The sequence below is a fragment of the Flavobacterium urocaniciphilum genome (genome assembly GCF_900110615.1).
Lineage (GTDB): Bacteria > Bacteroidota > Bacteroidia > Flavobacteriales > Flavobacteriaceae > Flavobacterium > Flavobacterium urocaniciphilum.
On record NZ_FOEI01000009.1, the window covers coordinates 1 to 22008 of the forward strand.

14 protein-coding genes are annotated in these 22008 nt (G+C 32.6%); 2 read left to right on the top strand and 12 right to left on the bottom strand.

What is annotated here, in order from left to right:
* From BMY86_RS12110 to BMY86_RS12145, 8 genes are all read right to left on the bottom strand, one after another.
* Positions 1-656 (bottom strand): PorP/SprF family type IX secretion system membrane protein (locus BMY86_RS12110; protein ID WP_091469858.1); only part of this gene is annotated, 656 nt, incomplete at its 3' end.
* Between the two features lie 11 nt (positions 657-667).
* Entirely contained in the window at positions 668-7204 is a 6537-nt protein-coding gene (locus BMY86_RS12115) for a T9SS type B sorting domain-containing protein (protein WP_177177177.1), read from the bottom strand.
* 37 nt (positions 7205-7241) lie between these two features.
* Entirely contained in the window at positions 7242-7559 is a 318-nt protein-coding gene (locus BMY86_RS12120) for a hypothetical protein (RefSeq protein ID WP_091469864.1), read from the bottom strand.
* A 409-nt stretch (positions 7560-7968) separates the two neighbouring features.
* The gene (locus tag BMY86_RS12125) at positions 7969-8670 is read right to left on the bottom strand and encodes a zinc metallopeptidase (RefSeq protein ID WP_091469868.1); all 702 of its coding nucleotides are present in this window, start codon (positions 8668-8670) and stop codon (positions 7969-7971) included.
* Between the two features lie 83 nt (positions 8671-8753).
* On the bottom strand, positions 8754-8942 hold the full coding sequence (locus BMY86_RS12130) for a hypothetical protein (RefSeq protein WP_091469871.1): 189 nt from the start codon (positions 8940-8942) through the stop codon (positions 8754-8756).
* A 136-nt stretch (positions 8943-9078) separates the two neighbouring features.
* Positions 9079-11913, bottom strand: coding sequence for a leucine--tRNA ligase (gene leuS / locus BMY86_RS12135; RefSeq protein WP_091469874.1), 2835 nt, complete (start codon positions 11911-11913; stop codon positions 9079-9081).
* A 155-nt stretch (positions 11914-12068) separates the two neighbouring features.
* On the bottom strand, positions 12069-13598 hold the full coding sequence (locus BMY86_RS12140) for a toxin-antitoxin system YwqK family antitoxin (RefSeq protein ID WP_143065666.1): 1530 nt from the start codon (positions 13596-13598) through the stop codon (positions 12069-12071).
* A 4-nt stretch (positions 13599-13602) separates the two neighbouring features.
* Positions 13603-15276: a WG repeat-containing protein gene (locus BMY86_RS12145; protein WP_091469880.1), complete on the bottom strand. Its 1674-nt coding sequence runs from the start codon at positions 15274-15276 to the stop codon at positions 13603-13605.
* Positions 15277-15393: 117 nt separating this feature from the next.
* Here BMY86_RS12145 and BMY86_RS12150 point away from each other — a divergent pair, with 117 nt between their 5' ends.
* On the top strand, positions 15394-16269 hold the full coding sequence (locus tag BMY86_RS12150) for a cell division protein FtsX (protein WP_091469884.1): 876 nt from the start codon (positions 15394-15396) through the stop codon (positions 16267-16269).
* A gap of 40 nt (positions 16270-16309) precedes the next feature.
* Positions 16310-16546: a DUF3098 domain-containing protein gene (locus BMY86_RS12155; RefSeq protein WP_091469887.1), complete on the top strand. Its 237-nt coding sequence runs from the start codon at positions 16310-16312 to the stop codon at positions 16544-16546.
* Positions 16547-16785: 239 nt separating this feature from the next.
* Here BMY86_RS12155 and BMY86_RS12160 read toward each other — a convergent pair whose 3' ends face one another.
* The 4 genes from BMY86_RS12160 to BMY86_RS12175 all read right to left on the bottom strand — a co-directional run bounded on the left by BMY86_RS12160 (position 16786) and on the right by BMY86_RS12175 (position 21973).
* The gene (locus BMY86_RS12160; protein ID WP_091469890.1) at positions 16786-17904 is read right to left on the bottom strand and encodes a tail fiber domain-containing protein; all 1119 of its coding nucleotides are present in this window, start codon (positions 17902-17904) and stop codon (positions 16786-16788) included.
* Between the two features lie 115 nt (positions 17905-18019).
* Complete coding sequence (locus BMY86_RS12165) at positions 18020-18643, bottom strand: response regulator transcription factor (protein WP_091469893.1); 624 nt, start codon at positions 18641-18643, stop codon at positions 18020-18022.
* A 23-nt stretch (positions 18644-18666) separates the two neighbouring features.
* Positions 18667-20028 carry a glycoside hydrolase family 19 protein gene (locus BMY86_RS12170; protein ID WP_091469896.1) on the bottom strand — a complete coding sequence of 454 codons (1362 nt, stop codon included), beginning with the start codon at positions 20026-20028 and terminating at the stop codon, positions 18667-18669.
* Between the two features lie 79 nt (positions 20029-20107).
* The gene (locus BMY86_RS12175) at positions 20108-21973 is read right to left on the bottom strand and encodes an ATP-binding protein (RefSeq protein ID WP_091469899.1); all 1866 of its coding nucleotides are present in this window, start codon (positions 21971-21973) and stop codon (positions 20108-20110) included.
* Between the last annotated feature and the right edge of the window lie 35 nt (positions 21974-22008).

Genomic DNA, 22008 nt, shown 5'->3' on the forward strand with positions numbered 1-22008 from the left:
GACTTAACCATGAAAAATGGTTTGAATTTTACACTTTGGTTGATATCAAATACATAACCTCCGGTAAAGAAATAATGGCTCGATTCGTTTCCGTAGCTTCTTCCATCAAAATCTAAGTGTTTTGCCTTTAACATATTTGGAACCGAAACTCCTAAATAATACTTATCCGTATAGTAAAAAGCTCCTGTACCAAAGTTAAAGTAACTGTTACTTACATCTTGTCCGAAAACCCCATCTTGTGGATCGGGTAACGTATTATAAACTTCTGAAAGTAAATCTACATTATGTAAGGTTAATCCCGATTTGATACCTAACGCTAATTTGTGTTCTCCTCCTAATTTTAAAGTATAAGAGAAATCTGCATACACATTATTCTCCTCAACAGGACCTATTTTATCAGAGACTACAGATAAACCTAATCCAACATTCTTTCCCACTGGACTATGACCAAAAAAAGTAGCTGTGGTTGGTGCATCCTCTATCTCGACCCATTGCTTTCTGTACAATAATCCCATAGACAAATTCTCTTTGCTTCCCGCATAGGCTGGGTTCATTACACTCATGTTGTACATGTATTGAGTGTAGTGCGGATCTTGCTGAGCAAAACCAAAAACACCTAAAAACAAAATAACTATTTGAACAATTCTATTTTTCATATTTATTGCTTTTAATTTTCTCTATTTAAATAAACCCAACCTGTTTTAACTTGACCATTTGAAAATGTTAAAACATAATAATAAGTTCCAGAAGGTAATTCTTTTCCATTATTTGTAAAACCTTTCCACTCATTAACATATTTATCTTTACTATATACTTCTAGTCCATAACGATTGAAAATTTCTGCTCTTTCAACATTTAGTCCAGTCAAATTCCAAGAATCATTCAATCCATCATTGTTTGGAGAAAGTCCTTTTGGAATTTCACATAAATCACCAGTAGTACTAATATAATCTATAGTTGTACATGAATTTACAGTGGCTCTTACTTCATAAGTATCCATACTTGTGATCACAATTGTAGCTTGATTTCCAATCATGTCACCTGCAGAATTATACCATTCAAATGTTGCAGTACCATTATCAACAGAAGCTGTAATTTCATAATTTGTTCCATTACAACCAGAATTAAACGAAATTATTGGAGATGGTAACATTGACGCATTACTAAAAGATGTTGATGCATTAGAAGTACAACTTCCATTATTTGATACCACTATATAACTTGTTCCTATAGTCATTCCAGAAATAATTCCACCAGCACCAATTGTAGGTCCAGAAGGTGTAAATAAATAAGTTAACAAATTATCATAGTTTGTAATAATACTACTTCCATCTGCAGTACAAGTTGGAGCAGTTGTTGAAATAGTAGGTATTGTAGGTGTTGATAACATTGTTGCATTGCTAAATGATACTGAAGCATTAGATGTACAACTTCCGTTATTAGAAATTACAGTATAACTATTTCCTAATATCATTCCAGAAATTAAACCTCCTGCACCAACTGTAGGTCCAGATGGAGTAAAATTATATGTGTTAGATGAACTATAATTAGTAATTGTTGAACTTCCATTAGCGAAACAAGTTGCAGCAGTAGTAGATACTGATGGAACAGCTGGCGCTGCTAACTGACATTGAACTGTAAAACTAGCCGAAGTTGCCGAACATGTTGTTGCATTTGTAGCTGTAATAGTATAAGAAGTTCCACAGGTAAATCCTGAAACTACACCACCTGCACCTACAGATAATCCTGCTGGAGTAGAAGTATAGGTTAAGGCACCATTATAATTAGAAACCGAAGCCGTTCCATCTGCAAAACATGTCGCTGCAGCAGTTGAAACTGTTGGAACAGCTGGAGCTACCAATTGACATTGAACGGTAAAACTTGCAGAAGTTGCTGAACATGTAGCCGCATTTGTTGCAGTTATAGTATAAGAAGTACCACATGTAAATCCTGAAACTACACCACCTGTACCCACAGATAAACCTGCTGGAGTAGAAGTATACGTTAAAGTTGCTGAATAATTTGAAACCGTTGCCGTTCCATCTGCAAAACATGTTGCTGGAGTAGTTGAAACTGTTGGAGCAGCTGGAGCAGTTAACTGACATTGAACCGTAAAACTAACTGAAGTTGCCGAACATGTTGTTGCATTTGTAGCTGTAATAGTATAAGAAGTTCCACAGGTAAATCCTGAAACTACACCACCTGCACCTACAGATAATCCTGCTGGAGTAGAAGTATAGGTTAAGGCAGCCGAATAATTAGTAACCGTTGCCGTTCCATCTGCAAAACATGTTGCTGGAGTAGTTGAAACTGTAGGAACAGCTGGCGCTACTAACTGACATTGAACGGTAAAACTAGCAGAAGTTGCCGAACAAGTTGCTGCATTAGTCGCTGTTATAGTATAAGAATTTCCACATGTAAATCCTGTAACCACACCACCTGCACCTACAGATAATCCAGCTGGTGTAGAAGTATACGTTAAAGTTGCTGAATAATTTGAAACCGTTGCCGTTCCATCTGCAAAACAAGTCGCTGCAGTAGTCGAAACTGTTGGAACAGCTGGCGCTACTAACTGACATTGAACGGTAAAACTAGCAGAAGTTGCCGAACAAGTTGCTGCATTTGTAGCTGTAATTGTATAAGAAGTTCCACATGTAAATCCTGAAACTACACCACCTGTACCCACAGATAATCCTGCTGGAGTAGAAGTATAGGTTAAAGCAGCTGAATAATTTGATACCGTAGCCGTTCCGTCTGCAAAACAAGTTGCTGCAGTTGTTGAAACTGTTGGAATAGCTGGTGCTACTAACTGACATTGAACCGTAAAACTTGAAGAAGTTGCCGAACATGTTGCTGCATTAGTTGCAGTAATAGTATAAGAAGTTCCACAAGTAAATCCTGAAACTACACCACCTGCACTCACAGATAATCCTGCTGGATTAGAAGTATAAGTTAAGGCAGCCGAATAATTAGTAACCGTTGCCGTTCCATCTGCAAAACATGTTGCTGCAGTTGTTGAAACTGTTGGAACAGCTGGCGCTGCTAACTGACATTGAACAGTAAAACTTACAGAAGTAGCTGAGCATGTTGCTGCATTAGTTGCCGTAATTGTAAAAGACGTTCCACATGTAAATCCTGAAACCGTACCGCCTGCACCCACAGATAATCCTGCTGGAGTAGAAGTATAGGTTAAAGTTGCAGAATAATTAGAAACTGTTGCCGTTCCATTAGCAAAACAAGTTGCCGCAGTTGTTGAAACAGTTGGAACAGAAGGTGCTGCTAGCTGACATTGAACGGTAAAACTAGCAGAAGTAGCTGAGCATGTTGCTGCATTAGTCGCTGTAATTGTATAAGACGTTCCACATGTAAATCCTGAAACTACCCCACCTGCACCCACAGATAATCCTGCTGGAGTAGAAGTATAAGTTAAAGTTGCCGAATAATTAGAAACTGTTGCCGTTCCGTCTGCAATACATGTTGCAGCAGTAGTAGATATTGTTGGAACTGCTGGTCCTGATAATTGAGCTGCATTACTAAATGATGAGGATGATGATGAAGTACAGCCAGCATTAGTAGATGTAGCTGTATAACTTGTACCAATGATCATTCCAGAAATTAAACCACCTGCTCCAACTGTTGGGCCAGTAGGTGTGAAAGTATAAGTGTTTGAAGCGTTATAATTTGTTATTGTAGAATTTCCGTCTGCAAAACAAGTAGGTGCAGCTGTAGAAACTACAGGAGTAGGTTGAGCTGCTAGCTGACATTCAATTGTAAAACTTGACGAAGTTGCTGAACACGTTGCTGCATTAGTAGCTGTAATAGTATATGATGTTCCACATGTAAATCCTGAAACCACACCACCTGCACCAATTGTTAAGCCTGCTGGAGTTGAAGTATAGGTTAAAGTTGGAGAATAATTAGAAACTGTTGCCGTTCCATTAGCTAAACAAGTAGCAGTTGTAGTAGATACAGCTGGAACAGCTGGGGCTGCTAATTGACATTGAACCGTAAAACTTGCAGAAGTAGCCGAACATGTTGCTGCATTTGTAGCTGTAATAGTATAAGAAGTTCCACAAATGAATCCAGAAACCGTACCACCTGCACCAACAGATAAACCTGCTGGAGTAGAAGTATAGGTTAAAGTTGCAGAATAATTTGAAACAGTAGCCGTTCCATTTGCAAAACAAGTTGCTGCAGTAGTCGAAACTGTTGGAACAGCTGGCGATATTAACTGACATTGAACCGTAAAACTTCCAGAAGTAGCCGAACACGTTGCTGCATTAGTTGCAGTAATGGTATATGATGTTCCACAAGTAAATCCTGTAACTACACCGCCTGCACCTACAGATAAACCTACTGGAGTAGAAGTATACGTTAAAGCTGCATTATAATTAGAAACTGTTGCTGTTCCATTAGCAAAACAAGTTGCTGCAGTAGTCGAAACTGTAGGAACAGCTGGCGCAGCTAACTGACATTGAACCGTAAAACTTGCAGAAGTTGCTGAACATGTTGCTGCGTTAGTCGCCGTAATTGTATAAGAAGTTCCACACGTAAATCCAGTAACCGTACCACCTGCACCAACAGATAAACCTGCTGGAGTAGAAGTATACGTTAAGGCTGCAGAATAATTAGAAACTGTTGCCGTTCCATTAGCAAAACAAGTCGCTGCAGTTGTTGAAACTGTTGGAACAGCTGGCGTTATTAACTGACATTGAACCGTAAAACTAGCAGAAGTTGCTGAACATGTTGCTGCATTTGTAGCTGTAATTGTATATGAAGTTCCACAAGTAAATCCTGTAACCACACCACCTGCACCCACAGTTAATCCTGCTGGAGTAGAAGTATAGGTTATAGTTGCAGAATAATTTGAAACAGTAGCCGTTCCATTTGCAAAACATGTTGCTGCAGTTGTTGAAACTGTAGGAACAGCTGGGGCTGCTAATTGACATTGAACCGTAAAACTAGCAGAAGTTGCCGAACATGTTGCTGCATTAGTCGCCGTAATTGTATAAGACGTTCCACATGTAAATCCTGAAACTAAACCACCTGCACCCACAGATATACCAGCTGGAGTTGAAGTATAGGTTAAGGCTGCATTATAATTTGAAACTGTTGCCGTTCCATTAGCAAAACAAGTCGCTGCAGTAGTTGATACTGTTGGAACTGCTGGAGCTACCAATTGACATTGAACGGTAAAACTTGCAGAAGTTGCCGAACATGTTGCTGCATTAGTCGCCGTAATTGTATATGATGTTCCACATGTAAATCCTGAAACTACACCACCTGCACCAACTGTTAATCCTGCTGGAGTAGAAGTATAAGTTAAGGTAGCATTATAATTAGAAACTGTTGCCGTTCCATTAGCAAAACATGTCGCTGCAGTAGTAGATACTGTAGGAACAGCTGGTGCTGCTAACTGACATTGTACGGTAAAACTTGCAGAAGTTGTAGAACACAATGCCGCATTAGTCGCTGTAATAGTATAAGAAGTTCCACATGTAAAGCCTGAAATCGCACCACCTGCACCAACTGTTAATCCTGCTGGAGTAGAAGTATAGGTTAATGTAGCATTATAATTAGAAACTGTTGCCGTTCCATTAGCAAAACAAGTTGCTGCAGTTGTAGTTACTGTTGGAGTTGTTAAAGGGCTATTTACCGTTACAACAATAGTAAAAGTATCTGTACAAACAGCAGGAGCCGTTCCTGAAGAAGCAGTAACTGTATAAGTTGCTGTTGCAGATGATCCTGTAATATTTGTTAAGGTTTGACTGATTGAAGTTTGAGGTACTGCTTGAGCACTTCCTCCAGTAATTGCACCACCAGGACTAATTACAGGCGCTCCCCAAGTATATGTAGTTCCAGGAGGAACAATATCTGGTAAAGTATTTACAGGAGTAACAGTAAATGCATTTCCTGAGCATATATTAGCAGTAGTATCTGCAATTAATGGCATAGCTACAGTAACTGTTTGGCTTTCAGTTTTTTTACATCCTAAAGCATCTGTTACTTCTAATGAAATAGTATAGTTTCCACCTGTTGTATAAGTATGAGAAGGATTTTGTAGCGTAGATGTTGTTCCATCTCCAAAAGTCCATAAGTAAGTTGAAAATGCTCCAGTATTACAAGTCTTTGTAAAATTATAAACACCACATGAAGGGTTCGTAAAAGTATACATTGCATCTGGACCTATAGTTGCTGTTCCGCCTGTCCAAGTAAAATTAAAACCAGAATTGGTTAATGAAAAGTTATCAATAATTAATGCATACGTATGCCCTGCAATTAATGTTGGAGGTGCTGCAATTCCACCAGCTTGACATCCTGGAGGTCCACCACAATCATTAGCGCCATAAGTTGTACAAGGATTGGCAACACTTGTTACACCTGTTGAACCTGCACATCCACTATAATTACAAACTACTTGAGTAGCACCACCTACAGTTCCACCACCAGGAGTAATTGCACATCCTGAAGTGGTAATGTCATATACTGCAAAATCATAATCATCAGTATTTACAACAGGATCAATAATAAATTCAATAGTTCCGCCACAACCAACGGTAAATTTATACCATTTTGATTGTCTTTCATCGGTCATTAAACATCCAAAAGCAGATAAATTTTCATTAGAAGTATTTCCAAAAACGGCTCCACTTCCAGCAGTTGAACTTCCTTGTCCGAAAGTAGAATTGTCACATAAAATTGCGGCAGTTCCACAATCTTGGCCAGAAATTGGAGGTGGAGAAGATGTGGTAACACAAGTTGTAAATGTTCCTGGAGTTTGACCTGCTCCAGATGCATTTGAAATTGTATAATAATATGTTGTACCAATGGTTAAACCAGTAAAAGTAACGTTTTGAGGAGAAGCAGAGCAGTTACTTCCTACTAAAGTAAAAGTACTTGCACATGTTCCTTCAACTAAGATTAACTCCATTGTTCCAACAAATGTTCCTGCTGTATTTGTAAAAGTTGCCTGAGTTCCTGTTGACACAAAAGTATACCAAACATCTGGATGGTTTGAAGCGTTATTTCCATTTTGACAACCAACAACATTGTTCCAAGTGTCTGTTGCTGCTACGGTTGTTCCTGATACACAAGTTCCATTTGGAGTTATTGATTGAGCGTTAGTACAAGTATTATTTGCAGGTTGCGCATATCCTAATAAAAATGAAAAAAAGGTAAATACTAGAAGTAAGTTATTCTTCATAATAGTTTTTTTAAAGTAAAGAAATGATGATTGTTGCCTATAAATTATAATTAAACTCATCGACTGGTTTAAATTCTTTAGAAGAAATGTATTTTCTAGAAAGAATTATGACTTGAACATTTTTTCCCAATTCAAGTTTTACATTTTCATTTTCTTTTCTTTGAGATTCAATTAAAAGAAGTGTTTCTTCACTAAAAGCATATTGATTTTTAGTATCATTAATTATGAATTGATACGTGCCTTTTGCGGGTAATTTTTTTTGAGTTTCATTTATTTCTACAGGAGTAGAAGATTTTGTTTGTGAAAAGGTATTTATACAAAAAAGTATAAAAAAAGTTAATAAAAAATTTTTCATTTTTGGGGTGGGTTTAAGTAATGTAAAAGTTAATATTAAAATTATTTTAGTTACTTGAAAATAGCAGGTAGGAGCAAATAGAAATATGCCTATTTACTGAAGTTTATTATGTAGATTTTTTCATTTGGGCATCGCAATATAAAAAATATTTTAACATATTAACATAATTTTAATAATATTTTTAACAAAAACAATGTTATATAGAAAAATAATCACAAAAACATCATGTTTTATTGGAGTTTAGGCCAATTTTGAAATTAATAATTATATGTAATTGTTTATCAATTATTTAAAAAATTGTTTGTAATGAAATAGAATTTACATGAAAACGAATAGTTGTGAAGACACGAAAAATAAAAAACCCCAAACCTTTTAAAAGATTTGGGGTTTTAAATTGATATATTTAGTCTTAATCTCTCGATCCTAAAATTCGATATGCCCAATATAATAACGAAGCTAAAGCTCCTAAAGCGGCTACTAAATAGGTTCTTGCAGCCCATTTTAATGAGTCTTCGGCACCAGCATATTCTTCCTGACTTAACATGTTTTTGTTTTTTAACCATGCTAAAGCTCTGTTACTGGCATCGTATTCTACAGGTAAAGTAATGAAACTGAAAGCTGTTGCAACTGCCATTAAAGCCAAACCTGTAAAAGCAATATAAAATCCAATACCCGATTTTGATGCAAATCCTAAAATAATTCCACCCATAATTAACCATTGCGATAAACTCGAAGAAACATTTACCATTGGTACCATTTTAGAACGCATCGTTAACCATTCATACGCTTGCGCATGTTGTACGGCATGTCCGCATTCGTGAGCCGCTACTGCCGCTGCTGCTGCGTTGCGTTGGTTGTATACTGCTTCCGATAAGTTAACGGTTTTATCAGCTGGATTATAGTGGTCTGTTAATCTTCCTGGTGTAGAAATTACTTTTACATCACGAATACCATGATCGGCTAGCATTTTCTCGGCAATCTCAGCACCCGACATGCCGTTTCTTAAAGATAATTTTGAATAATGCTCAAACTTACTTTTTAATCTCGCACTAACCATCCAACTAAATAGAGCAATTGCTCCAATTATTAACATATAAGGTAAATCAAACATAGTTTTTAATTTTAAAAATTTAAAGTTACAAAATTAGCATCAAATTACAAGCCAAAAATTACAAATGACAAGTTGACATTTTCTTATTTGCATATAGTTACAAATGCAATTAATTCTGTGTTTTCATAATAAGTAAAAGATGTACTTATTATTTCATAACCTTCACTTGCTTTTTTGTTTAAAAATTCAGTTACTTCTTTGGCTAAATCATCTTTCATGCTGCCTTTAAAACTTGATGCTTTTTTTAATACATGTACTTCGTGCTTTTTCATGGTTTTTTAATTTATTAGTAGAAAATGATGAAAAATTGTTACAAGAAAAAACCGCAGACTTCAGCAACTATTCTGAAAATCTGCGGTTAAATTTAAAAGATGCTGAACAAGTTCAGTATGACAAGTTTTTTTGATGTTATCCTACCAAATTAATAATTTTACCAGGAACGATAATCACTTTATTTGGTGTTCTACCTTGTAATTGATTTTGAGTTCTTTCATCTGCCATTACAATTTCTTCAATTTGAGCTGCAGTTAAATCTAACGGTAATTTAATCGTGAAACGCATTTTTCCGTTAAACGAAACTGGATATTCTTTCTCTGATTCTACTAAATACTTTTCTTCGAATTTAGGGAAAGCCACCGTTGAAATAGAACCTTCATGACCTAAACCACTCCACAATTCTTCCGCAATATGTGGCGCATAAGGCGAAACAATAATAGCTAATGGTTCTAAAATGGCACGGTGATTACATTTTAATTGTTGTAATTCGTTTACGCATATCATAAATTGAGAAACCGACGTGTTGAAAGAGAAATTCTCAATATCTTCCGTTACTTTCTTAATCGTTTTATGTAACGATTTGTACATTTCAGCAGTTGGTTCTTCGTCTTTAATTACAGATCCATTATCGTCAAAATATAATCTCCATAATTTTTTCAAGAAACCAGAAACTCCGGTAATTCCAGCAGTATTCCAAGGTTTCGCTTGTTCTAACGGACCTAAAAACATTTCGTATAAACGTAACGTATCGGCACCATATTCTTCACAAATATCATCAGGATTTACTACATTGTATTTCGATTTCGACATTTTTTCTACTTCACGACCTACAATATATTTTCCATCTTCCAATACAAATTCAGCATTGGCATAATCTGTATATAAAGGATGTGCTTTGAATTTTTCTATGTCTAATTCGTTGGTGATGTCATTGATACATGATAAATCAACGTGAATAGGATGTACATTTTTATCTTTAATTAATCCTTTTGAATATAAAATTTTAGAATCTTCACTTCTGTATACAAAAGCACTCATTCCTAAAATCATTCCTTGATTAATCAGTTTTTTGAATGGTTCTTCAGTTGGAGCATAACCTCTATCTTTTAAGAATTTATTCCAAAAACGAGAATATAATAAGTGACCCGTTGCGTGCTCGCTTCCACCAATGTATAAATCTACATTTTCCCAATATTTCAATGCATCAGCACTAGCAAATTCGTTCTCGTTGTGTGCATCCATATAACGCATCCAATACCAAGAACTTCCTGCCCAACCTGGCATCGTATTTAATTCCAGAGGGAAAATAGTTACATCGTCAATCAACTGATTACTAACCACTGAACACTGAACACTATCCCACGCCCAAGTTGTGGCGTTACCTAAAGGCGGTTGACCATCTTCTGTTGGTAAATATTTTTCCACTTCTGGTAACACAATTGGCAAGTGTTTTTTGTCAATCATTTGTGGTAAACCATTCACATAATACACTGGGAACGGTTCGCCCCAATATCTTTGGCGAGAGAAAACGGCATCACGTAAACGGTAATTTACTTTAGCATTTCCAGCTCCGATTTTTTCTAACTCCTCAATGATTTTTTTCGTTCCCGATTTGTAATCTAATCCGTTTAAGAAATCAGAATCTACAAATTCGAAACCGCTTTTTTCATTAAAGGCTGCTTCAGAAATATCTTGGTTGAAAATATTTTTAATGGTTGGCATTCCGTTAGTTCCTTTAAAGAAATTCGCGAAAGCATAATCACGCTCATCACCACAAGGAACGGCCATAACGGCACCTGTTCCGTAACCAGCTAATACATAATCGCCAATCCAAACCGGAATAGCTTCTTTTGTAAATGGATGTTCAGCATAAGCACCTGTAAACACACCAGAAATAGTTTTTACATCCGCCATACGCTCTCTTTCCGAACGTTTTGCAGTGGCTTCAATATAAGCATCAACCGCAGCTTTTTGTTCTAGAGTAGTAATTTTAGCTACTAATTCGTGTTCCGGAGCTAAAGTCATAAATGTTACTCCGAAAATAGTATCAGGTCGAGTTGTAAATACATCAATAACTTCATCGTGATTTTTCACTTTAAATGTTACGGCTGCACCAACCGATTTTCCAATCCAATTACGTTGCGATTCTTTAATCGATTCACTCCAATCTATCGTTTCTAAACCTTGTAATAAACGTTCTGCATACGCTGAAATTCGCATCGACCATTGTGTCATTTTTTTACGAATTACAGGATGACCTCCACGTTCTGAAACACCATTTACGATTTCGTCATTCGCTAAAACAGTTCCTAATGCCGGACACCAGTTTACTTCTGTTTCTGCTAAATACGTTAATCTATATTGTAATAAAATTTGTTGTTGTTGTTCTGATGAAAAGGCATTCCATTCTGTAGCAGTAAAAGATGCGATGTTTTCATCACAAACGGCATTTACCTTAGCATTTCCTTCTGATGAGAAAAGTTCAATTAAAGTTGAAATATTTTCAGCTTTATCCGTGTTTTTATTGTACCAAGATTCGAACAATTGAATGAAAATCCATTGTGTATGTTTGTAATAATCAGGGTTAGAAGTACGTACTTCTCGACTCCAATCAAAAGAAAAACCGATTTTATCTAATTGTTCACGGTAACGAGTAATATTTTCACGAGTTGTTTTTTCTGGATGTTGCCCAGTTTGAATCGCATATTGCTCTGCTGGTAATCCGAATGAATCGTAACCTTGTGGGTGCAACACATTAAAACCTTGATGTCTTTTGTATCTCGCTACAATATCTGAAGCAATGTAACCCAGAGGATGCCCAACATGCAAACCCGCTCCAGAAGGATAAGGGAACATGTCTAATACAAAATATTTTGGCTTATCTGAATTGTTACTTGCAGCAAAAGTTTGATTTTCTGCCCAATATTGTTGCCATTTGGCTTCGATTTTTTCGTGATGGTATTTCATTTTCAGTCTCAGTTTTCATTTTCAGTCTCAGTTTTCATTTTCAGTCTCAGTTTTGAACAGAAGTAAAAAACTGAATACTGCGACTGTGACTGTCTGCTAAATTTAGGTTGCAAATTTACATTTAAAATGTTGAAATTGAAAGCGTGAATAAAAAGCTATTTTTTTTCTGCTTTTACAAGACTTTCAAATTCTTCTTTGGTTACTTTTTTCGAGTTGCCTTTAGATTCGTAATAGTATTCGATGGTTTTAACATTGTCTTTGTTTGTCATGATTTTTTCACCATGAGGAACGCCATTTCTATAATTGGTTTCTGTAGAAGAATTACCACCAAAAATATAAATATGTTTAGTTTGTTTTCCTTTAGAATCGTAATGAGTTTCACTATTTGAATAAGCTTCATCATTTCTTAGTAAAAAATTCTTTTGAATTCCGATGGGTTGACGGGTTTCATTGTAATTATTCTGATGCAATAATTTCCCGGTTTTGTCGTAATATCTTGTACAAAATAAATTCGTCTTCTCATCTTTTTCAAATACACTAAACTTTGCTTGATTATTGTAGTATTGAATAGCTTTTATAGACACATCATTTTTATAAACCGATTCACTAATTAATTGTCCGTTTTCAACATTAAAATTTTCAGATTTTCCATTACGAATACCGTTTTTATATTCTTCAACATTTTGTAACACACCATTCTTATAAAGTTTGTAAGCGCCATCTAATTTGTTGTTTTTATAACTTTGTTCACTATAAATTAATCCGTTTTTATACTCTTTCCAAGTTCCGGTTCTGTTTCCTTCATCGTCGTAATGTTCTTCGCTACTTACTTGTTTGTCTTTGGTATAATTAATATAATCGCCAACTTTTTTATCGTGTTTATATTCGATTTTATTTATTTCTTTTCCATCGCGATCATACATTCTAGCGGTTCCATTTTTTTCGCCTAAATAATAGGGGATTTTCATCGCAACTTTATTTACATCATAAAAATAAATGGTAGCTTCTCCATGAATGTCTTTTTCATTAATGATATAAAATTCACTGATTAATTTATTATTTGAAAATCCTTGTACTTTTCCTTTTTTCAAATCGTTAGGCAATAAATAATAGCCATATTCTGTAGAAAATTTTAAATCGCCAACCAAATTACCATCAACATAATTACCTTCTAAAACTTCGTCTTCTCTAGGAATAAAATATTTTCGAATTCCGTTTCGAATTCCGTTTTTATAATTGGTTTCTAAAATCACTTTATGATCTCTGTCATTGCTGTAAATTTTATACAAACCATTTACTTTACCATTTACAAAATCTACTTCTTGAAAAATGGTTCCATCAGGATAAAATATTTTCGTTACTCCGTTTAAAACATTGTTTTTATATGTTTTTTCACTAAAAATATTGCCTTTTATATATTTTTCGACTTTAATACTATTCTGATTCGTTTTAGTAGTGATATATTTTATTTGTTCGAATGTATTCGATTTAATTTCGGCTTCAATTTCCGTTAAAGTTTTATGATTTACATTTAAAAGAAACTCGTATTCGGTATAAAAAAACGTTTCGGCTTGCCTGATTCTAGGGATAGAAACATCTGAATTGACATAACCATTACTTTCCCAATTTTGAGAATGAGAAAACAGCGAAATAAAAAACAGTTGAATGAAGATATATTTTCTCATAAGATTAGTTTTTAAAGTATAAAGTTCCATTAACATTCGCATAACCAATAATTTCATTATCGGAATTTTTTAAGGTTACCAAAGTTAATTTAGAATGGTTGGTTGAATACCTTCCTTTATATGGGAAATTAACCAAAACGTCATCAATTTGGTAATCGAAAATAGCTTCAATAATTTCATCTTTATACGTAGTGTCGTTATGATAAATTAATCCGAATTTATTATTCTTTAAAAGTAAATAGTTTTTAGTCACAAAATTGGTATGATGATTATAACCTGGATGTTTAAAATCTTCGTATTCTGTTTTTAGTAAAACATTTCCGTTAGATTCTATTAACCCAAACTTGTCGCCCATTCTAGTTTTATAAACTACATTTCCATTGTTAATTTGCAATTTAAAATTGGAAATTTCATCAAATTGTAAAGGGAAAATTAAGCCTTTTTTATTAGAAATTAAGCTGTATTTGAATTGGTTGGTTTTGTTGTTTTTATTTCCAGCGACAAAAGTAATTTCTTCAAAAGAATCTTTCATTTTTACTTGATTAAAGACTTTTACAATAGTATCAAATTCAATTACTTTTGAAATGTTAGTTGGTAAAATTACACCCGTTTTATTTTTCGTTTTGAAATATGCTATATTTCTATAATTCAGTATAGAATCTTTCGTGTTTTTATAGAAGTAATAATTTAGTACTTCTACATTTTTTACAGGTTCTTTTAAATTTAAAGGAGTTATGGTTTTTTTTGCCTCTTTTAGATTTTCTTGTTTGGTTTCTAATACCAATTTTTCATTTTCTTTTTTAAGGATATAAGTGAAATAAAGTTGTGGTTTTTTATTAACTTCTGGCTCGCCCATATCTACAACCACATCACTATCGCCACGTTCAACAGAAGAATAAATGGCTTCTTCATAACCAGAATCAGTAACAAGTTCTCCATTTCCAGTTCCAGAACCGTATCCAGAATTATTACTATTTGTTTTATTTTTCGCTTTTTGATAAAATTGTTCTAGATATTTATCTTCCGATTCATACATTAATTTTTTAGTTTTTACAAAAGGAGCTTTTTCAACATTCCATACATCAGTTTGTAAAGGATCATTTTGAGATTTTTTCGTATTGAAAACTAAATCAAATCTGCCTCCAACTTTTTTTAAGATGTAAAGTGAATAATAATCTTCGTATAGCCATTGTTCAATCACTTTTGTTTTTTTATCAAGTAGAAAAACACTTTCTGTAAAATCTTTATTTAATACGTGATAGAGTTTTAATTTTTCTGTAATGTGTTCGGAAGAAATAATTTCTATAATTGGTTTTTTAAGAAGTGCATTACCTTCTTTACTGATAATTTCAGTAGTTTTATTGTTGTTTTCATCTGAAATTAAAACAAAATTTTCATCATCAAAATAAATTTGAGAATAGTTGGCTTCAAAAATAATTTTACCATTTAATATTAAACCGGTTTTGTTTTTTAATTTTGGAAAAACCGTTTGAAAATCAGAATCGTAATATTCCTTAAATTCTAATTTATCATATTTTGGTTCAATAATTATTTTTCCTTCCGGATTACACATTCCCCATTTATTGCCATCACGATAAGGAATTGCAATTTCTTGAGAATACATAACCAATAAATTGAACAATAAAAATAAGGGTAATAATTTTACTTTGAATACCATAGGAGTAAATTTTAAAACACAAAAGTACTGTTTTTGTATACTAAAGTTAAAACTTTGTAGTTATATTCTGTGTAAACAAAATTTCTTTACTATTTTTACAGCATAATTAAAAAATTTATGGCACAATCGTTTGAGCAATATCAACGCAGAAGATTAATTTCTTCTTATTTTTCGGTAGTTTTTAGTATTTTCTTAGTTCTGTTTTTATTGGGAGCTTTAGGGTTATTTGTCATTAATTCTGAAAAAATTTCAAATGATTTTAAAGAGAATATTCCTATGTCGGTTTATTTTAAAGATGAAGCGAATGATTCTATTTTAAATGCTTTTGATACTGAATTGAAAAATGCGAAGTATATCAAATCATACGATTTTGTTACTAAAGACGAAGCAGCTAAAAACAATCCAGATATTGTTGGAAAAGACTTTATGGAATTTTTAGGATTTAATCCGTTATTGAACTCATTTGATATTCATTTGAAAAGTGATTATGTAAACAAAGCGGAAATCAAAAAAATTGAAAACGATTTTAAACGTAACCCAAATATTTCGGATGTTATTTACGATAAAGAATTAGTTGAGTTAGTAAATGAAAATGTAACGAAAATCAGTATGTGGATTTTAGTTATTAGTGCGGTTTTAACATTTGTAGCGATGTTATTAATAAACGGTTCTATTCGTTTGTCTATTTATTCTCACCGATTTACTATAAAAACCATGCAAATGGTAGGGGCGACAAAATCGTTCATTAGAAAACCATTTATTAAAACAAGTATATTATTAGGTATAATTGGAGCGGTTTTAGCAATTATTGGTTTAGTTGTTTTAGCTTTTTATATTGATGGATTATTCCCAACATTAGGAATTGCTTCCGATTATGTTTCATTAGGAATTGTAGCAGCAGGTGTATTGTTAGTTGGAATAATTATCACTTGGTTGAGCACCTATTTTGCAACAACACGTTTCTTAAATTTAAGAACAGACGATTTATATTAAGAGATAAGTAAAAAGTAAAAAGATTCAAGTCAAAATAGATATGAAAGAAGATACAAACAATACTGAATTTTTATTCGGGAAAACGAATTATAAAATCTTAATTATCGGATTAGTAGTTATTGCTTTAGGGTTCATTTTAATGAGTGGTGGAGCTAATGAAAATCCGAATGTATTTAATGAAGAGGTTTATAGTTTTAGAAGAATTAGATTAGCGCCAACTGTAGTTTTAATCGGATTCGGAATTACGATTTATTCAGTTTTAAAGAAGAATAAGTAATTTAAAATTTTAGTATTTTAAAAATTACCGGTAATATATATACTATAATAAAAGATAAAACAATAGATTTTACTATAGCATAAAAATTAGCATCAGTAAAATAAAATAGTATTGAAAAAAGCAGGGATGAAAGAATGAAAAACACGAATCTGTTAATAGTACTATTATCCATAAGAAATTAAAATTAGGTCGCCATAAGGCGACCTTTTTGAATTAAAGTAAAAACTAAACTAAAAAAATTATTTATTGTTTAATTCCTTTTTTAGGGAATCGATTTCTGCTTTTAAGTCTTTTATGGCATTCACTAAAACTGGAATCAATTCTGAATAATTAACGCCCAATTTATTGCTTTCTAATCTAGTGTAATTACCATTTTCATCTACGGGTTGCCAAGTATGTGTTTCTACAACTTCAGGGATAACTTCTAATAAATTTTGAGCGGAAAATCCGATTTTAGTTTCTTGAAATTCGTCAGGAATTATGGTATTCCCAATCTTGTTATTCTTCCAATTATAAGTAATAGTGTTCAATTGTAATACTTCATTTAAACCATATTCTAAAGGTTTTATATTCTTTTTGAAACGCACATCTGAAGTTTGAATGACACCGTTATTAGCATAAACACTAGCCCATCTTTTTGTGGTACTTCCTAATGAAGCGCCAAATGAACTGGTATTGTCGTTTCTTGGGTGAAATCCGGCAGATCCTTCTAAATACAATTCACTAATTCCGTCCATTAAATATTCAACAGATCCGGTTTTGATTGCACTTCCCGCAATGGCTCCATCGGTTTGAAAACTCGCCACTACATCAATGGTATAGTTTGAACCACTATAATCAGTTAAAGTTGTTCCATCCACTGAAGTACCAATGTAGGGATATCCACCACCAAAATGAACAAAATTATCATAGATACTGGTTTCCATGATTTTTCTGTTTTTACCTTCAACTACTAAATCTCCTGGATAGGTAGAAGTAGAGGTAGTTTTAAAGGTTAAATCGTAATCTTTTAAGTCAATTGTTGTGCTTTTTATTAAATCGCCACCCAATTGCGCATTACTTCCAGTTAATGTTAATCCGTTATTAAAAGTATACGTGTTTGCTCCTCCAAATGGAACCCAAGCCGTTCCATTATAATACCAAAAACCAAAAGCACCATCGGTTTGATAAATTAATAATCCAGTAGCTGGACTTAAAATTGCATTTTTTTGAGCATTTGTTAATCTTGGAGCTAAAAATCCAGCATTTGTGCTGTTTAAATGTAAAATAGAACTTGGGTCAGGAGTTACGGTTCCAATTCCTACTTGGGCAAAAAGGGAATTTGTTATCAATAACGATGTGATAATTAATTTTTTCATTTGATTTGAGTTTATGTTGTTTACCAAAACAAAGTTGAAAATTTCCCATTTTAATTAAATAACGGTTTTCAGGGGTAGACATAAAAAAAGAGACAAATGTCTCTTTAATTATTAGTTATTTATTGTTCAACATGGCATATTTTATTAGTCCTACCACATTTTTGGAATTTGTTTTTTGCATCAAGTTTTTTCTATGTCCTTCAACTGTAAAAGGAGAAATTTGTAGTTTTTCTGCAATTTCATTTGTAGTTTTTTCATCCAATATTAAATGTAAAACATCTAATTCTCTTTTTGTAAATTCTACTTGATTCGAATTAGTATCCGAACTTATATATTCATCATAAATGGATTTTTCAAAATACTTTTCATTTTTTAATACTTTTTTAATCACATTAATCAATTCCAATTGCGATACATTTTTACTTAAATAAGCATGAATGCCTAAATTGTAAAATTGCTTAAAAACTTTAATTTTAGAATAACTCGTTAAAATAATATACTTTGGGATTTTAGGTAATTCATTTTCAATGGCTTTAATTTCTTTAATAAAATCAAAGCCATTCATTTTTGGCATTTCTACATCAGTAATTACGATATCAAAATCACCCGACTTTAAATGTTTTAAAGCTAATTCACCATCAATCACATTAACGACATAAAATTTATGCGCTTCCAATACCATTTTCAAACTCTCACAAAAAACTTTATGGTCGTCAACTATTAATATTTTTTGATTCATTTTTACCGATTAATTATGCAATTTTATTTTTTTATCCAATGAACTGAGGCGCTACTCGAATTACTTTTTATTTTAAATATATACATTCCGGTTGGCAAGTTGGTTGTGTTTACAATTACAGTTAATTTATTTGGTTGAGCGGTTTGAATTATTTGCCCTAACGTATTGTAAATTTCAACGGTATCAATTAATTGATTGTAATTAATAATAACTTCATCTGTACCTGGATTTGGATATATTTCTAATAAATTTATATCAAAATTTTGACTATTCAAAACGGCTTGTGCACAATTTACATAATCTTGCATGGCATTCGAACTACTTTCATAACATAAAGTAGAGTAATTTCCCGAGTCTTCTTGGGCAATTTCTGTGTTTGAAAAACCTAAAACAGATAAATAATATTTATATAATTCAGATCGTAAAACTACTTTTTGGGTAAAAGCTGCAGATGAGGTATTTCTACATTCTAATCCACCATTAATAATGTTATTGGTATGTGCAAATCCTTTTTTGTACATTTTTGTTGCAGAATATTCTCCAGTTTGTGGTTGCCATAATTCGTGCATGGCTTGATGACAAGAAGGTTTCGGACATTGAGGCATCATCCAGAACCAAATCGCCGATTTAAAAGCTAAAATTCCATCTTGTTGTACTAAGTCAGGATTGTTTAGTAAAATGGAAGTATTGTTGTATAAAAACTTACTAAATTGTCCGTAATTATAATTCCATGATAATTGTATTGGCCCTCTACCGTAATACCCTTTATTTGGATTTGGTGGATATTCTGTACTTGCTTGAGAATACGTTCCAGCAGAATTTGAACTCGTGTAGCCAACTTCGTGAACAAAATACAAACCCCATTTTGCATAATCTCCATCAGAATTTCCACCAACAGGTAATTGCCAACCACCTGTAGTTTCTTTAGAAATATTTGCAAGAAAAGCGGCTAATTCACGTTTGTTGTTTGTAGTAGAAGTGGTATTTAAAAAGTCGGCAAAATCAACATTTATGACTACTTCCGGAGTTGGATTTGAATACCACCAACTTTCAACATCAGAATAGTTGTAGGTTTGATTGGTTGATTTTTTTGTGACAGTAGTTAATTCGCCCCAAACTCCAGGTTTTTTTCTTATTTGAACCAAATAATCACTCATTTCGGTTACGGCTTGAGTAAAATTAGTATATGAATAAAAGTCTGATGTATATCCTTGTGGATGACCACTTGCTGTACCAGCTCTTTTGGGAAAAAGCACATCCCATTGTGAAGCGGTTAAGGGAAAATTTGAATTGGTAATTGAAGGCGGTGCAGGTTGCGCTTTAATAGTAAATGCTAATCCGAAGATTAGAAAAAAATTAAAAAATTTGGATAGAGTTAGATTCATGATTAACTAAATTTTGAGTTGTTTAAGGCAAAATTCAATTAAAAATTCAATTCGTAATTAATGGTTTTCAGGGGTAAAGTTAATTAATGGATTTAGGTATTTTAATTTTCATAGATGTTCCTTTATCCAAATTTGAAAGTTCATACGTTCCCTGTAAAATTTCAACTCTTTTTTTAATGTTTTTTAAACCTATTCCGGGTTTATGATTTAGTTGATTCGAAATTCCAATACCGTTATCTTTTATATACATTATTATTTCAGAATCGTCTTCATAAATGTCTATTTGAACTTCAGTTGCTTGAGCATGTTTTAAGATGTTGTTTATTATTTCCTGTAAAATTCGGTACAAATTAATTAAAATGGATTCATCTAAATTATCAATGTTTTTTGTGATTAATAAGTTTTTGTTTGTTTTAATGCCTTGGTTTTCTATTATTAAACATAAGTTGTTTACTAACTGCGAAAATTCTACATCAGTAATGTTTTCAGGATCTAATTCATGTGAAAAATTTCGAACTTCATTATAAAGATTGTCAATTTTAGAAATAATAGAATTGATTTCATTGTTAGCTAAATTTGACTCTTTCGTTAAACTTAATTTTAAAGAACTAATTTCATTGGCAATTCCATCATGCAATTCCATAGAAAGTTTTTTTCTTTCATCAAATTTTTCTTTAATGATTTCTTTTCGTTGGTTTTCTTGCATTAATTTCAGTTGTTCTTCATGTAGTTTTTTTTGACTACTTCTTAATTTTTTCTGAACCTTATTTTTATAAAAATATAGAACTAATAAAATGACAATTAAAAGTAAAAGTAATCCAAGACCAATTATAAAAAGCGATTTTATTTTTTTCTCTTTTTGTATAATGTTTTCCTTAAGTGCAATTTCTTTTTTGCTCTCTTTATCTTGAAGTTTGTACTCTAAATCGGTTCTTAATTTGGCTTTTTCTAAATTTAAAATACTGTCATTTAAATGATTAAATTTTTTTAAACTTTCTTTTTCTTTTTCGGTTTCGCCAATTTTAGAATAGTAATCTTTAAATCCTAAATAGATATCTTTTAAAATGAAAATATCTCCTTCATTAAATGAAAGTGCTTTGTCTAAATTATATTTTTGATTGGTGATGTTATTTTCAGCTTTTGCTAAATAATACAGATTTAAATACGTTTCTGAAGTTAATCCTTTAAATCCGTTTTTATCTTGAAAGTATAATGATTTGATTAAATAATCTTTGGCGTTTTTATATTCTTTCAACATAATTGAGGTATACCCAAGTTCGTTTAAATATTGTGGATACGTGTAAATGTTTCGTTCACTAAATGAATTTATTCCTTTTAATAAATTAATTTTTGAAGACTTATAATCTTGTTTCAACACATCAATATTGCTTTTTCTGATGTAATAATCCGTTGCAGTATATTTACCTTTTATAAGTTTAAATGATTTGTCAAAATATTTGTTGGCTTTGTCTAATTCGCCATCTTTTAAAAGAACATCACCTAATAAAAGATACATTAAGCCCATTTCTTGTTGGAACTTTACTTTGTCAATATTGGATAAGGCAAGCGTTAATTCTTCTACAAGTATGGTTCGATCAATATAATTTAAACCCCAGTTTGTAAAATCAATTACCGATTGATAATAATTACTTGTTTTGTAAAAATGTTTTTTTGTGAAATTTAGCCTTTTAATGAAGTAATATCTAGCAGAATCTGCCTTTCCCGTTAAATCATAAATGTATCCTAAATATTGATAAGACATGTTTATTTGTTCGTTGGTGCGAGCAATTTTTTTCAATAAATAGGCATCTTTTTTTGCTTTTTCAGGAGCAACAAAGAATGTTTTGGAAACTTGCATTTTTATTTTTTCAAATTCCTTATTTTGTTGAGCATAAGTTATTTGTGTTAAAATAAAAATGAAGATTATGATTCTAATTTTTTTCATTTTCGATTGGGGTTCTTTAGCTAAAATATAAAATT

Bases quoted from the DNA above. Each gene is read 5' to 3' on its own strand.
- BMY86_RS12175 (WP_091469899.1), bottom strand. From the start codon at position 21,973: ATGAAAAAAATTAGAATCATAATCTTCATTTTTATTTTAACACAAATA.
- BMY86_RS12145 (WP_091469880.1), bottom strand. From the start codon at position 15,276: ATGGTATTCAAAGTAAAATTATTACCCTTATTTTTATTGTTCAATTTA.
- BMY86_RS12125 (WP_091469868.1), bottom strand. From the start codon at position 8,670: ATGTTTGATTTACCTTATATGTTAATAATTGGAGCAATTGCTCTATTT.
- BMY86_RS12170 (WP_091469896.1), bottom strand. From the start codon at position 20,028: ATGAATCTAACTCTATCCAAATTTTTTAATTTTTTTCTAATCTTCGGA.
- BMY86_RS12160 (WP_091469890.1), bottom strand. From the start codon at position 17,904: ATGAAAAAATTAATTATCACATCGTTATTGATAACAAATTCCCTTTTT.
- BMY86_RS12155 (WP_091469887.1), top strand. From the start codon at position 16,310: ATGAAAGAAGATACAAACAATACTGAATTTTTATTCGGGAAAACGAAT.
- BMY86_RS12115 (WP_177177177.1), bottom strand. From the start codon at position 7,204: ATGAAGAATAACTTACTTCTAGTATTTACCTTTTTTTCATTTTTATTA.
- BMY86_RS12130 (WP_091469871.1), bottom strand. From the start codon at position 8,942: ATGAAAAAGCACGAAGTACATGTATTAAAAAAAGCATCAAGTTTTAAA.
- leuS (WP_091469874.1), bottom strand. From the start codon at position 11,913: ATGAAATACCATCACGAAAAAATCGAAGCCAAATGGCAACAATATTGG.
- BMY86_RS12165 (WP_091469893.1), bottom strand. From the start codon at position 18,643: ATGAATCAAAAAATATTAATAGTTGACGACCATAAAGTTTTTTGTGAG.
- BMY86_RS12150 (WP_091469884.1), top strand. From the start codon at position 15,394: ATGGCACAATCGTTTGAGCAATATCAACGCAGAAGATTAATTTCTTCT.
- BMY86_RS12120 (WP_091469864.1), bottom strand. From the start codon at position 7,559: ATGAAAAATTTTTTATTAACTTTTTTTATACTTTTTTGTATAAATACC.
- BMY86_RS12140 (WP_143065666.1), bottom strand. From the start codon at position 13,598: ATGAGAAAATATATCTTCATTCAACTGTTTTTTATTTCGCTGTTTTCT.